Genomic DNA, 12785 nt, shown 5'->3' with positions numbered 1-12785 from the left:
TATGAGTGAAGAACAGCGCTCCCCGCGGTGGCTCCGGGCGGGCGGCCCGCTGCTGCTCGCCTGCCTCGGGTGGGCGTGCGGCGTGCCGACGCTGGTCGCGGACGGCGACATCCACGGGCTCGTGAGCCGCTGCCAGGACAGCCCCGGCGCCCCGGCGCCCGTACTGCCGCTCGCCTGGGCGGGGTTGGGGCTGGCCGTCGTCTCGGTGTGCTGGGGCGGCTGGCAGCTCGTCACCGCCGTGCGCCGCAGGACGTTCCGGATCGGCCCGGGGCACGCCCTGCTGTGCGTACTGCTGCCGCTGGCGGTGATCGGGGTGCCGTTCCAGTACGCCCTGGTGCAGACCGCCGTGCACGACACCGGGGCCCAGCGGAGCAGCTGCTTCGGGCACGGCCCGCTCACGGACGCGGTCGATCCGGCCGCGGTGCCCCGGACACGGCTCCCGGCCTGATCGCCGCCGGGTGACCCGGCGCACGAGGCCGAACCCGAACCCGAGACCGAGCCGGAGACCGAGGCCGAGCCCGAGACCGAAGCTGAGAGCGAAGCCGCCGAGGGCGGCGGGCACGACGGCCGTCGTGCCGAGGACGCGCGGGTGGTAGAGGTCGAACACGCCGAGGCTCCTCCCCGGGGACCCGGACGGTCCCCGCTCGTGGTGCCCCAACGATGACCTCCCCCGCATGTACCGAACGGCACATCCTGAGCAGCGGCACCCCCGTGCTCCCCTGCCGATCGGCCCAGTTTCCCAGGTCCCGGCCCCTCCGGCCCCGGCCCCCTCGACTCCCGGCCCCCTCGGCTCCCGCCCCCTCGGCCGCCCTCGGCGGGGCCTACGGCTGGTGCACGTAAGGGGTCGTCGTGCTCACCCAGGCGAAGCCGAGGCGCTGGAGGATGGGCCGGCTCTGGTCGCTCGCGTCGACCTGGAGGTACTGGTAGCCGAGTTCGGCCGCGAGCCGGGCCCGGTGGGCGATGAGGGCCCGGTAGATGCCCCGGCCGCGCCAGTCCGGTGCGGTGCCGCCGCCCCAGAGGCCGGCGAACCCGGTGCCCGGGACCAGCTCCATCCGGGCGCCGCTGACCGGGCGGTCGCCGGCCATCGCGACGACCATGCTGACGGTCGAGCTGCCGTGCCGCAGGTGGTCGAGCAACCGCGCGCGCAGCCCGGGGTTCTCGGAGCCGAAGGCCTGTTCGTTGGCCTCCATCAGCAGGTCCACCCCCGCCGGGTCGGTCACCGGGAGCAGCCGGACGCCCTCGGGCAGGGCCGCGTCGGTGGGCAGGTCCGCGATCCGGGCGAGCATCAGTGCCTCGTCCGGCTCCGGGGTGAAGCCGGCCGCCAGCAGCCTGGCGCCGAGGTCGGCGGGGCGGTCGTGGGAGTAGGCCTTCCACTCGAACTCCAGGCCCAGTCCGGCGAAGTGGCGCACCTGCGCGGCGATCGCCGCGTCCGCGCCGGCCTCGTCCAGGCCGGACCAGACCACACCGTTCCAGCTGTGCTCCGAGCCCACCTGCCGGATCACCGCACCGTCGCGTTCGACGCGACAGCCGGGGTCGGGCGACGCGTTGCGCCGGAGCCGGTCGTCGAACAGGGCGAGCACCTCGTCATGATCCATCCGCTCACTCCAGCACGAGCCGGGAGCGCGCGCCATCGAGTTTCCGTACCGCCGAACGCGGGCGACGGTCCCCGGCGGCGGTCGCACCCGCGGGAGACGCACCCGCTGGGGACTCATCCGAGGGCGAAGCATCCGCGCCCGGTGTCCGCTCCGCCGCCCCGATCCGGCCGGACCGGATCGCCTCGCCCGGCGCCCGAGCACCCATGATGGCGTCCAACAGGCCCCGGGCCCGGTCGAGTTCGTCCATCTGCCGGGTGATCCTGGCGCGCTCCCGGGCCAGGCCGGCGAGCAACTCGGGGCAGGTCGGGCCGGGCGGGCGCCGCCCGGGAAGCGGCAGGCCGTGGAGGATTTCGGCGATCACGGTGCTGTTGAGCCCGGCCGCGAGGAGGGTGCGGATGCCCCGGACGGTGTCCACGTCCCGCTCGTCGTACTCGCGGTAGCCGCTGGGGCGGCGCTCGGGGGCGAGCAGCCCCTGTTCCTCGTAGTAGCGCAGGGCGCGCGGGGTGACGCCGGCGCGCCGGGCGAGTTCTCCGATCCGCATCGCGGACACCTCCTCGGCGGAGCGTCCGCGCCGTCCGCCGCGACGTTCCACCGTGCCTCTGCGCCTTGACTCTGCCGTCGGCGTGAAGCTCTAGCGTAGCCGCCGTGCCGAACGAACGAACTTCCTCAACCACCCCTGCCCGAACAGCTGTTGCCGTGCTTGGCCTGGGCCCGATGGGCCGGGCGCTCACCGGGGCGCTGCGGGCCGCCGGGCATCCGGTCACCGTGTGGAACCGCACGCCGGGCCGGGACGCCGAGCCGCTCGACCTCGGCGCGCGGTCGGCCGCGAGCGCCGCCGAGGCGGTGGCGGACGCCCCGCTCGCGCTGCTCTGCGTCCGCGACCAGCCGGCCGCCCGTAGCGTGCTCGAGGCGGCCGGAACGGCGCTGCGCGGCCGGACCGTCGTCAACGCCACCTCGGTCTCCCCGGACGACGCGCGGGCGAACGCCGCCGACGCCGAGGCCCGGGGCTTCCGCCTCCTGGACGCCGCGGTCCTCACCCCCACCCCGACCGTCGGCCGCCCGGAGGGCACTGTCCTGCTGAGCGGCGACGCCGAGGCCTTCGCCGCCCACGAGGCGGCGCTGCGGGCACTGGGCGGCACCGTACGCCACGTGGGCGCGGACCCGGGGCGGGCGAGCGCCTTCGACGCCGCCCTGCTCGACCTGTTCTGGACCACCGTGCACGGCTACCTGCACGCCCTGGCGCTGGCCCGTGCCGAGGGCATCGGCGGCGTCGAACTCGCCCCGTACGCCCAGGGCCTGCCGCGCCTGCTGCCGCCGCTGATCGACGGCTACGCGCAGCGCGCGGACGAGCGCAGGCATCCGGGCGACCGCAGCAGTCTCGCCTCCGCCGAGGCCGGTCTGGCGCACGTCGCGCACACCGCCCGGGCGCGCGGCCTGGACACCTCGGTGCTGGACGCGGCGCTCGCCCTCACCCGGACGGCGGTCGGCGCCGGGCACGGGGCGGACGGAGTGTCCGTCCTGGTCGAGCTGCTCGCCAGGGACCGGCCGTCCGGCGGCGGCCCTACTGCGCCAGGTACCCGCCGTCCACCGGCAGCACGACCCCGGTGACGAAGGACGCGTCGTCGGAGGCGAGGAAGAGGACGGCCGCCGCGACCTCGGCCGGGTCCCCGAGCCGCCCCATCGGGTGCCGCTTCTCGATCGCCCCGAGGTACTCCGGGCCACCGGGCTCGTCGTACAGCCGGGCGACGCGCGCGGTGGTGATGGTGCCGGGGGCGACGGCGTTGACCCGGATGCCGCGGTCGGCCCATTCCACGGCGAGGTGTTTGGTGAGGCCGGAGGCGACGAACTTGGCGGGCCCGTACACCGCCTGGCCGCGCTGACCGGCCTCGCCGGAGATGGAGGACAGGCAGACGATCGAGCCGCCGGGCCGGTCCTGGGCGGTCATCGCCTCGATCGCGTACTTGCAGGTGAGGAACATGCCGCGGCCGTCCACCGCCATCACGTGGTCCCACTCCTCGGCGGTGGCCTCGGTGATCTCCATCAGGGGGATGATCCCGGCGTTGGCCACCAGGACGTCCAGTCGCCCGTGCCGCTCGACGGCGGCGGCCACCATCCGGCGGGCGTCCTCGTCCCGGGCCACGTCACCGACCACCGTGCTGACGGCGCCGGGGAACCGTTCGGCCAGTTGGTCCAGCCCGGCCGCGTCCACATCGGTGGCGACCACCGACGCGCCCTCCCGGGCGAAGCGTTCGGCGACCGCCCTCCCGATGCCGTTGGCCGCACCCGTCACCACACAGGAGCGGCCGGCCAGCCGCCCGCCCGCAGGGCTCTCCGCGTTCACAGTCACCATGGCGGGACTCTATCCAGCCGACGGGCGGGAGCCGGGGCTCTTCTACCGGTACGCCGGATCCGGACGGTCGGCGGCGCAAAAGCGGTCACGGAGCGGTCCCGGAGCGCTCCCAGGACGACGCGAAGCGGCGCGAAGGGACCGCGAAGGGGACATGAAGGGAGCGCGAGGACCAAGCCGGCGGAGAACCGGAACGGCGGCGGCCGGGACCGTCGGTACGGTCCCGGCCGCCGCGCCGCCGCTCCGGGGCGACCGCGGGACCTACACCCGCGCGTCGGTGGCCAGGGCCTGCGCCACCGGGAGGTTGGGCTGCGGGTGGGTCAGCAGGTGCACGCCCGCCGCCAGCGCGCCGCCGACCAGCGGGGCGAGCAGGAACAGCCACAGCTGCGACAGCGCCCCGCCGCCCGCGAACAGCGCCGGGCCGAGGCTGCGCGCCGGGTTGACCGAGGTGCCGGTGAGCGGGATGCCGACCAGGTGGACGACCACCAGCGCGACGCCGATCGGCAGCCCGTCGAAGCCGACCGCGGCCAGCCGGTGGGTGACCGCCAGGACGACGTAGACCAGCAGGAAGGTGAGGACGACCTCGGTCAGGAATGCGCCGCCGGCACTGATGTGCACCTGGGAGCGGTCGCCCCAGCCGTTGGTGCCGAGCTTGCCGTGGGTCTCCAGCCCCGGTATCTGCTTCGCCAGCAGCAGGACGAGCGCCGCGCCCGCGATGCCGCCGAGCACCTGCGCCACCCAGTACGACACCGCCGTGCGGCCGTCGATCCGGCGCGCCAGCAGGAAACCGAGCGTCACCGCCGGATTGACGTGGCAGCCGGAGATCGGGCCGAGCGCGTACGCGAGCGCCAGCAGCACGAAGCCGAACGCGAACGCGATGCCCACCGGACCGATCGCCTCCCCCGCGAGCACCGCCGCACCCACCGCCAGCAACACCAGCAGCAGGGTCCCGACGAACTCGCCGATCACCGCCCGCCTGTCCGTTCCGCCCATGCGCCTGGTCCTCCTGACCGTCAGGGCAGGCGGTCCGGTGCCGCCCACGTCCGGCCAACCCTGGTCGACCGTTCGGGGGACCGCATGTCGGCCGGACGGCTCAGCGCCGTGTTCACGGCGCGTCCGCCTGCCGAATTACTCCGAACGGATGAAACCGTACGAAAATGGCGAGCCCAATGCAAAACGGAGGTAAAACGGGCAGACAGGTACAGGTCGGGCGATGAACGGCTACCGGACCGTCAGCACGATCTTTCCGCGCAGGTGCCCGGCCTCGCTGACCCGCTGCGCCTCGGCCGCCTCCGCCAGCGGGAACACCCGGTGCAGCGGCAGTCGCAGGGTGCCCGCCTCGTGCAGGGCGAGCGCGGCCGCGAACGCGCGCCGGTGGTGGGACTCCACGCCCTCGACGCCGCCGTTGAACCGGACGCCGTGCTCCTGCGCCCCCACGACGTCGGCGATCGTCAGCACCCGGTCCGCGCTGCCCGTCAGCTCGATCGACAACGGCAGCACCCCGCCCCGCCCGGCCGCGTCCAGCGCCCGGTCCACCCCGCCCGGCGCGGCGGCCCGCACCCGCTCGGCCAGGCCCTCGCCGTACGCCACCGGGATCGCGCCGAGCTCGCGCAGGTGGTCGTGGTTCGCCTCGCTCGCGGTGCCGACCACGGTGATCCCGCGCGCCCGGGCGAACTGGAGCAGCACGGTGCCGACCCCGCCGGCCGCGCCGTGCACCAGCAGCGTCTCGCCCGACCGCACGCCCAGCAGGTCGAGGACCCGCTCGGAGGTCTCGGCCGCCGTCGGGAGCGCGGCGGCCTCCTCCCAGCCCAGCCCGGCGGGCTTGTGGGCCAGCACCGCCGCGTCCACCAGCGCGTGCTCCGCGTACGCGCCGCCCATCATGCTGCCGAACACCTCGTCGCCGGGAGCGAAGCCGCTCACCCCGGCGCCGACGGCCTCGACCACACCGGACACCTCGACACCCGGCACATAGGGGAAGACGACCGGGAAGAGCGCGGCCAGCTCGCCGGTGCGCAGCCTGCGGTCCACCGGATTGACGCCCACGGCGCGGACCGCGACCCGCACCTGGCCGGGCCCGGGCGCGGGCAGCTCGATGTCGATCGGGCGCAGCACGTCCGTGCCGCCGAACTCGGAGAAGGCGATCGCCTTGGTCATGGAAGGTCCTTAGGTTTCAGTGGAGTTGCCGACGGAGTCGCCGACGGAGCCAGTCGGTGGCGTTGCCGGCGGGTTCGCCGAGGGAGTCGTCGGCGGAGCCGGTCTGTGGAGCCGGTCGCTTCCGACGACTTCCATCCTGTGCCCGGGACGGCGCGGGCCCGCCCGGCCCTTCGGACGGTTCGACCTGTCCGAACGGCCAGGCCGCGACGGCGGCACCCGAACTAGGCTGGACCGCATGGACGACATGAACGGCGCGGCGGACACCGCCCGCACGGACGAGCCCTGGCGGCGGCACTGGGGCCGCCCCGAGGACGCGCTGGCCCGGGCCGTCGAGGTGCTGCGCGCTCCCCGGCCGGACATCCTCCCCCGCCTGTCCGAGGTACTCGGCACCCTCGTCCCGCACACCGCGCTCGCGCAGCTCAGCGGCGTCTGCACGTTCAACCCCACGCACGGCTACGGCCCGCCCGAGCTCACCGCGGCCCTCAGCACGCGGGACCTGTCCCGGCTGGCCGAACGCGCGGCCGCGACCACCTCGGCCGGCCGGCCCTGGCAGGGCGAGGCCGAACTCGCCGGACGGAACCGGCCGGTGGTGGTCGTGGCCACCACGCCGGCCGACGACAGCGGCGCCGCGCTGGTCCTCGTCCGGGCGGACACCGGACCCGTCGCACCCGGGGCACTCGCCGTCCTGCAACAGCTGTGGGACCTGGTGGTCGCCCACTCCGACCACCGCGCCACCGACGCCGCCCCCACCCAGACGGCCGCCTCCCGCGCCTCCGCCAACGCCCGGGCCCGCGCCATCGCCGAGTTCACCGGCACCCACAGCGCCGCACTCACCGCGATCCTGGCGCCGCTGCGCGCACCCGGCCTGGACGACGCCACGGCCCGCCGCACCGCCACCGAGCTGGCCGTCACCGCCCTGCTCGACCTGCGCCAGGGCGCCGAACTCGACCGCACGCTCAGCGAACAGCCCGCCGACACCGCCTTCGCCCGGCTGGTGCGCGAACTGCGCCCGCTGCTGCGCCACACCCGGGTCCACCTCGACGCCGCGCCCCCGGCGGAGGCCGGCCGCTCCATCCCGGCGGACGCCGCGCACACCGCCCGCGACGCCGTCCGGGTGGCCGTGCTGCTGATGCTGGAACAGGAGAAGCCGACCCGGCTGCACGTCAGCTGGCAGCTCACGGCCGACGGCCTGCTGCGCGCCGTGGTGCGCGGCGACGGCCTCGGCGCACTGACCGCCGACGCCCTCGCCGTCCACCGCACCGCCGACCGCATCACCGCCCTCGGCGGACACCACGGCGTCGAGGCGGTCCCCGGCTGGGGCACCACGGTGACCGTCGACCTCCCGCTGGCCCTGCCCGAACCCGCCGTCGTCACCGATCCGCTGGACGGCCTCCAGCCGCGCGAACGGGAGGTCCTCGACCAGCTGGCGCGCGGCCGCCGCAACCGGGACATCGCGGCGACGCTGCGGATCAGCGAGTCGACGGTGAAGTTCCACGTCGCCAACATCCTCGCCAAGCTCGACGTGTCCTCGCGCGGCGAGGCCGCCGCCCTGGCCCACCGCGCCGGACTGCCGCGCGGGCCGGTCGGGCTGCACGCGGCGTCCTGAACTCCCTCCCCCCGAAAGAAGACCCTCGTGACCGACCCCACCACCTGGGACCCGGCCGTCCCCGGCATCCTGCGCCTGCCCTCCGGCCGCCTCCTGCGCGGCCGCGGCCTCAGCCGCCCCCTGCCGCCCGGCCCCCGACCGGACTTCGGCCTCTACCTGTTGGGCCGCCCGCCGCACGTCGACTGGCCGAGCCGCTGGGTGCGCTGGCCCGACTTCCGCCTCCCCGCCGACCGCGCGGACGCCGCCGACGCCTTCCGCGAGGCCTGGGAGCGCGCCGCCACCGAGCGCGTCGAACTCGCCTGCGCCGGCGGGCGAGGACGCACGGGCACCGCCCTCGCCTGCATCGCCGTCCTGGACGGCGTCCCGGCCGCCGAGGCCGTGCCGTACGTGCGGGAGCACTACAGCCGGCACGCCGTCGAAACGCCGTGGCAGCGCAAGTTCGTGGAGCGGCTAGCCTAGGCGGGGTGGGTAGCGATCCAGGGACTTCGGTGGCCAACGAGGTCACCGGAACGGTCAACGGTGACGTGATCCAGGCCGGAACGGTCAACCTGAACAAGGCCGTTGAGCCCGAGGTCACCGCCGGGTCCATGGCCGCCGCCCGCGCCGCGTACGCCCGGCGGGTGCGGGAGACGTACGGGCGGCTCGACCTGGAGGTGCTCACCCCGCTCTCCGAGCAGGGCGAGCACCCGGCGGTCGAGCTGCGGGAGGTGTTCGTCACCCCGCAGGTGCGGGAGAACCCGCCACCGGTGGAGCTGCCACGCGAGCTGGTCCACCGACTGCTCACCAGCGGCGAGTTCACGGCGGAGGAACTGCCGGGCGACCTCGGGCAGTCCGCTCTCGAACGGCTGCGCAACGAGTACCTGAACCGGCCGACGGAGGACGTGCTCTCCGTCCTCGCCGGGCCGCGCGGCGAACGGGTGGTCCTGCTCGGTGACCCGGGGTCGGGGAAGTCCACGCTCGCCCGGTACCTGGCCCTCACACTGGTGCAGGACGCCGACGGTCCGCTCGCCCCGCTGGGCGGCCTGGTGCCGCTGGTGGTCGAGCTGCGCCAGTACGCCGAGGGGCAGTGGCGCGAGCGCACTTTCGAGGACTTCCTCGACCACCGCCACACCGTCGCCGGAATGTCCCTCCCCGGCCCCGAGCTGCGCCAACTCCTCACCGAGGGACGGGTCGTGGTCGTCTTCGACGGCCTGGACGAGCTCTTCGACCCGGGTGTGCGCGCCGCCACCGCCGAGCGCATCGCCGCCTTCGCCGCCCGCTACGACCGGGCGCGCGTGGTTGTCACCTCGCGCGTCATCGGCTACCAGCGCAGCGCCCTCGGCGGCGCCGGGTTCACCCACTTCATGCTCCAGGACCTCGATCCGGAGCGGATCGCCTGCTTCGCCCGCCGCTGGTACGCCATCGCCTGCCCGGCCGATGCCGAGCTGGCCGGCCGGCTGTTCGACCGCATCACCAGCGCCGTCGAGGCGTCCCGCCCCATCCGGGAACTCGCGGGCAACCCCTTGCTGTTGACCATCCTGACCATCATCGGCCGCCGCCAGACCCTGCCCCGCGACCGCCAGGGCGTCTACGAGCACGCGGTACGGGTCCTGGTCGCCCACTGGGACCGCGACACCAAGCACCTCAGCATCCCCCTGAAGCCCGGCGCCGCCGAGGCCCTCGGCCTCCTCGACGACCGCGAACGCCTGGAACTGCTCCGGCTGCTCGCCCGCCGCATGCAGGAGGGAACGGGTGGCATCGCCGGGAACCACATCCACGCGGAGGAGCTGGAGGAGGTGTTCCGCGACTACTTCACCCAGTTCGGCCTCCCGCCCCACCAGTGCCTCGCCGCCGCCCGCGCGCTGCGCGACCAGCTGCGGGAGCGCAACTTCATCCTGGCCCGGTACGGCGGCGAGGTCTACGGATTCGTCCACCGGGCGTTCCTGGAGTACCTCGCGGCGGCGGACATCGTCCAGCGCTACACGGTGGGACGGGAGTGGTCGCCGGAGGAGCTGATCGAGGAGGTCTTCGCGCGGCGGGTGGAGGACTCGATGTGGCACGAAGTCCTGCTCCTGGTGGTCAACCGGCTGAGCGAGGCGGACGCGGGGAGGGTGGTCGACCACCTGCTGGAGCAGGAGAACGCGGACTCCTTGATTCTGGCCTTCCAGTCATTGGCCGAGGTGCGGAAGATCGGGCTGCTGAACGCACAGAGCAGCCGTGCGATCGACTCCCTTGTCGCCGCATTGAGTGCGCCCGAATTCGCCGGTGCCATCGGACCGATAACCACCGCGCTGACTGCGCTGACCGCGACCCCCGCCTGGGCGGGACGTGGCCAATTCCTCTTCTGGTTCCACCTCCAAGGGCAGTTCACCGAGATGTGCAGGAAGGCGTCGATGGTGGCCGCCGCGTTCGACTCCACCATCGAGGGTTCCCTTGCCCGCATAACTTTTGGCCACCCGAGCGTCCGCGCCTCCGCCGTCGAGGCCCTGGCGCACCGGTGGGTCGGCCATGCCGGACTTCCGGCCACTCTGCTGGAACTCACAGCAGAGAATCAGCGCGAGGATGTCCGTTCCCGTGCGCTGGCAGAACTGGCGACGCGGTGGCCCGAGCATCATGCCGTCCTCCCTCTGGCCCTACGGAGCGCTGCCTGCTCGCCCGACGCTTCAGCGCGCAGGTCCGCATTGCGGCTCCTCGAGAGACGGGCACAGCATCCTGCTGTCCTGCCGCTCCTCCTGAAGCGCGCCACGGCCGACCCGGACTGGCTGACCAGGGAGACCGCGCTACGGGCACTCCGTTCGGGCTGGCCCGACCATCCGGACGTCCAACGGGTCCTCCAGGAAGCGGAGGAGCCGCGAGGTGGCTACCGCTACCGGCGCGAAACCACCTTGGTTCATGTCCCCGGGCCCTCCGACAGTCTCACCGATTTCATGGAAACCGCGAAGGACGCCAACGAGACCGTTCGGGCTTTCGCGGTCCCGAGCCTCGCAAGAACGTGGCCTACGGCCGACGAGGTACGCCGAGTGATTCTCGACCTCGCAACCGAAGACCCCGCCATCGAGGTCCGCAGAATTGCGGTCAGGGAACTCGCGGACCACTGGCCCGGGGACCCGGAAGTCCGAGCCCTGTTCTGGCAACTCGCCACGGCCGACACCGATGGCGAGTTGCGCTGCCACGCCGTCGAGGGCATCGCCGCCTCGGACGACAGCGCACCCGAGACCCTCGCACTGCTCACGCGGTCGGCCATGGACCCCGAGTCCACCCGGCTGAGGGCCCTGGCATTGACGCTACTGGCCTCACTCCATGGGGCCATCGGCGGAACGACCCAGTTGCTGCTCACCCGCGCCACGGAGGACCCTGCCTCCGAGGTCCGTGGAACAGCACTCAGTTGTTACGCGCTTCTCGCCCTTGACATGGCAGAAAGCACCATTCGCGGCCGGGCCGCCGACGACCCGAGCCCGGACGTCCGCAGCCGGGCGCTGACCACGCTCGCCTGGCAGTGGCCCAACAGTCCGGAGACCATGGCGGCGCTCCGACACGCTCTGGCCGACGACCCCGACCCCGAGGTCCGCGAGGCCGCCGAGGCCGGGCTCGGGGCGGTCGCGCACCTCACCTCCGGCACCTGAATCCCCTCAGAGGTCCCAGGTGCGGGCCGCCGCCCACGTCTCCAGCGGCTGCCAGTCGATCTCGGGGTGCTCGGCGTGCAGGGCCTCGGTGTCGATGTCGAGCCCGGGCTCCTGGAAGTAGCGGAACATCGTGGCGAGGTCCTCGGAGTACCCCGCCACGACCGAGAGCGGCACCTCCTCGCAGCGGATCGGCCGACCGCTCGCCGCAGTGATCGCGGCGGCGATCTGCTCGCCGGTGCGCCACTGGGAGGCGATGTCGATGCGGCGGCCCGCGTAGGCCTCGGGGCGGGCGAGGACGTGGGCGGCGAAGGCGCCGATGGTGCCGGCGGCGATCACGGGGAGCGGGACGCCGGGCGGCATGGGGAGGTGGAAGACGCCGTCGCGCAGGGACTGGAGGCTCCAGTCGTTGGCGTAGTTGTCCATGAAGGCGGCCGGGCCGAGGACGGTCCACGGCAGGCCGAGGCCGGCCAGGTGCCGCTCGACCCGGTACTTGCTGTCGAAGTGCGGGATGCCGGTGGAGCGGTCGGCATTGGTGGCGGAGGTGTAGACGACGTGCCGGACGCTTCCGACGGCCCGGGCGGCGTCCAGCAGGGCGGTGGCCTGGCGGACTTCGGCGTCGGGGTCGGTGCCGAACGGGGTGGACATCGCGAACAGCGCGCCGGCGCCGTCGAGTGCCGCGGCGAGGGAGGCCGGGTCGTCGAAGTCGGCGCGGACCACGTCGGCGCCGAGGGCGGCGAGTTCGGCGGCGGCGGGCGAGCCGGGCTCGCGGGTGAGGGCGCGGACGGGGCGGCCGGCGCGCAGCAGGGCGCGGGCGGTGGCGCCGCCCTGGGCTCCGGTGGCTCCGGTGACGGCGACGGGGGGCGAAGGCTCGATTATCTGCGTCATGCAGACAACATAGGGCGCCATCTCTGCGCGACGCAAACAATTAACGGGCGGCCGGTTACCCTTCCCCCATGACGATGTCCCGCGACGAGCTGATGGCCCGACTGTGGCCGGTCTCGCGCCGCTACCTGGCCTCGTACGTGCTGTTCAACCAGGCCGTCGCCGACCACCTGGGCATGCACCCGACCGACGTCCAGTGCCTCAACCTGCTCACCCTGGAGGACGGGCCGGTCACCACCGGCCGGATCGCCGAGCTCACCGGGCTCACCAGCGGCTCGGCCACCCGGCTGGTCGACCGGCTGGAGAAGGCCGGGCTGGTCACCCGGCAGCGCGACGAGGCGGACCGGCGGCGGGTACTGGTCGCGGTCCGCCCCGAGGCGCTGGAGCGCTTCGGGGCGGTGTGGCGCGAGCTGTCCACCGACTGGGTGGCCGCCTTCGCCGAGGACACCGAGGTCGAACTCGACTTCCTGCTACGGCACATGAACCGCACGGTCGAGCTGAGCCACCGGCAGATCGCCCGGCTCGCGGCCATGGATCCGGACGGCTCGAACGGGCCCTGAGCCCACGCGGGTGAAGCCCCCGGACGGGCCCGGACGGGT

The 12785-nt window shown here is 74.1% G+C and carries 12 protein-coding genes; 6 read left to right on the top strand and 6 right to left on the bottom strand.

Features of this window, described 5'->3' with window-relative positions:
* The first annotated feature begins 1 nt into the window (after nt 1).
* The gene (locus tag ACFVUY_RS04540) at nt 2–448 is read left to right on the top strand and encodes a hypothetical protein (RefSeq protein ID WP_387727288.1); all 447 of its coding nucleotides are present in this window, start codon (nt 2–4) and stop codon (nt 446–448) included.
* Nucleotides 449–821: 373 nt separating this feature from the next.
* On the opposite strand, the gene ACFVUY_RS04535 is transcribed toward ACFVUY_RS04540, so the two are convergent.
* Complete coding sequence (locus ACFVUY_RS04535; RefSeq protein ID WP_387694466.1) at nt 822–1595, bottom strand: GNAT family N-acetyltransferase; 774 nt, start codon at nt 1593–1595, stop codon at nt 822–824.
* Nucleotides 1596–1599: 4 nt separating this feature from the next.
* Nucleotides 1600–2136 (bottom strand): MerR family transcriptional regulator, encoded by a 537-nt coding sequence (locus ACFVUY_RS04530; protein WP_387727286.1) that lies wholly within the window; start codon nt 2134–2136, stop codon nt 1600–1602.
* A 155-nt stretch (nt 2137–2291) separates the two neighbouring features.
* On the opposite strand from ACFVUY_RS04530, the gene ACFVUY_RS04525 reads away from it, so the two are divergent.
* The gene (locus ACFVUY_RS04525; RefSeq protein WP_387694464.1) at nt 2292–3203 is read left to right on the top strand and encodes an NAD(P)-dependent oxidoreductase; all 912 of its coding nucleotides are present in this window, start codon (nt 2292–2294) and stop codon (nt 3201–3203) included.
* Here the strand turns inward: ACFVUY_RS04525 and ACFVUY_RS04520 are convergent.
* From ACFVUY_RS04520 to ACFVUY_RS04510, 3 genes are all read right to left on the bottom strand, one after another.
* Nucleotides 3157–3945: an SDR family NAD(P)-dependent oxidoreductase gene (locus tag ACFVUY_RS04520; RefSeq protein WP_387727284.1), complete on the bottom strand. Its 789-nt coding sequence runs from the start codon at nt 3943–3945 to the stop codon at nt 3157–3159. The genes ACFVUY_RS04525 and ACFVUY_RS04520 overlap by 47 nt on opposite strands.
* Before the next feature lie 258 nt (nt 3946–4203).
* Nucleotides 4204–4935: an MIP family channel protein gene (locus ACFVUY_RS04515; protein ID WP_387727282.1), complete on the bottom strand. Its 732-nt coding sequence runs from the start codon at nt 4933–4935 to the stop codon at nt 4204–4206.
* 228 nt (nt 4936–5163) lie between these two features.
* Entirely contained in the window at nt 5164–6096 is a 933-nt protein-coding gene (locus ACFVUY_RS04510) for an NADP-dependent oxidoreductase (protein WP_387727280.1), read from the bottom strand.
* 235 nt (nt 6097–6331) lie between these two features.
* On the opposite strand from ACFVUY_RS04510, the gene ACFVUY_RS04505 reads away from it, so the two are divergent.
* The 3 genes from ACFVUY_RS04505 to ACFVUY_RS04495 are packed head-to-tail and all read left to right on the top strand — an operon-like array spanning nt 6332 to nt 11304.
* Nucleotides 6332–7702 (top strand): LuxR C-terminal-related transcriptional regulator, encoded by a 1371-nt coding sequence (locus tag ACFVUY_RS04505; RefSeq protein ID WP_387727278.1) that lies wholly within the window; start codon nt 6332–6334, stop codon nt 7700–7702.
* A gap of 27 nt (nt 7703–7729) precedes the next feature.
* Nucleotides 7730–8161: a protein phosphatase gene (locus tag ACFVUY_RS04500; RefSeq protein WP_387689673.1), complete on the top strand. Its 432-nt coding sequence runs from the start codon at nt 7730–7732 to the stop codon at nt 8159–8161.
* Nucleotides 8162–8166: 5 nt separating this feature from the next.
* The gene (locus ACFVUY_RS04495; protein ID WP_387727276.1) at nt 8167–11304 is read left to right on the top strand and encodes a HEAT repeat domain-containing protein; all 3138 of its coding nucleotides are present in this window, start codon (nt 8167–8169) and stop codon (nt 11302–11304) included.
* A 6-nt stretch (nt 11305–11310) separates the two neighbouring features.
* Here ACFVUY_RS04495 and ACFVUY_RS04490 read toward each other — a convergent pair whose 3' ends face one another.
* The gene (locus tag ACFVUY_RS04490) at nt 11311–12189 is read right to left on the bottom strand and encodes an NmrA/HSCARG family protein (RefSeq protein ID WP_387727274.1); all 879 of its coding nucleotides are present in this window, start codon (nt 12187–12189) and stop codon (nt 11311–11313) included.
* 74 nt (nt 12190–12263) lie between these two features.
* On the opposite strand from ACFVUY_RS04490, the gene ACFVUY_RS04485 reads away from it, so the two are divergent.
* Nucleotides 12264–12746 (top strand): MarR family winged helix-turn-helix transcriptional regulator, encoded by a 483-nt coding sequence (locus ACFVUY_RS04485; RefSeq protein WP_387727783.1) that lies wholly within the window; start codon nt 12264–12266, stop codon nt 12744–12746.
* The last annotated feature ends 39 nt before the right edge of the window (nt 12747–12785 follow it).

The sequence above is a fragment of the Kitasatospora sp. NPDC058063 genome, assembly GCF_042885395.1.
Lineage (GTDB): Bacteria > Actinomycetota > Actinomycetes > Streptomycetales > Streptomycetaceae > Kitasatospora > Kitasatospora lactacystinica.
Note: the sequence above shows the minus strand (reverse complement) of the source record. Positions and strands in the feature narration are given on the sequence as shown.

Excerpts from the sequence above, each read along its gene's own strand:
- ACFVUY_RS04520 (WP_387727284.1), bottom strand. The coding sequence starts at position 3,945 with ATGGTGACTGTGAACGCGGAGAGCCCTGCGGGCGGGCGGCTGGCCGGC.
- ACFVUY_RS04535 (WP_387694466.1), bottom strand. The coding sequence starts at position 1,595 with ATGGATCATGACGAGGTGCTCGCCCTGTTCGACGACCGGCTCCGGCGC.
- ACFVUY_RS04530 (WP_387727286.1), bottom strand. The coding sequence starts at position 2,136 with ATGCGGATCGGAGAACTCGCCCGGCGCGCCGGCGTCACCCCGCGCGCC.
- ACFVUY_RS04505 (WP_387727278.1), top strand. The coding sequence starts at position 6,332 with ATGGACGACATGAACGGCGCGGCGGACACCGCCCGCACGGACGAGCCC.
- ACFVUY_RS04515 (WP_387727282.1), bottom strand. The coding sequence starts at position 4,935 with ATGGGCGGAACGGACAGGCGGGCGGTGATCGGCGAGTTCGTCGGGACC.
- ACFVUY_RS04485 (WP_387727783.1), top strand. The coding sequence starts at position 12,264 with ATGTCCCGCGACGAGCTGATGGCCCGACTGTGGCCGGTCTCGCGCCGC.
- ACFVUY_RS04490 (WP_387727274.1), bottom strand. The coding sequence starts at position 12,189 with ATGACGCAGATAATCGAGCCTTCGCCCCCCGTCGCCGTCACCGGAGCC.
- ACFVUY_RS04540 (WP_387727288.1), top strand. The coding sequence starts at position 2 with ATGAGTGAAGAACAGCGCTCCCCGCGGTGGCTCCGGGCGGGCGGCCCG.
- ACFVUY_RS04510 (WP_387727280.1), bottom strand. The coding sequence starts at position 6,096 with ATGACCAAGGCGATCGCCTTCTCCGAGTTCGGCGGCACGGACGTGCTG.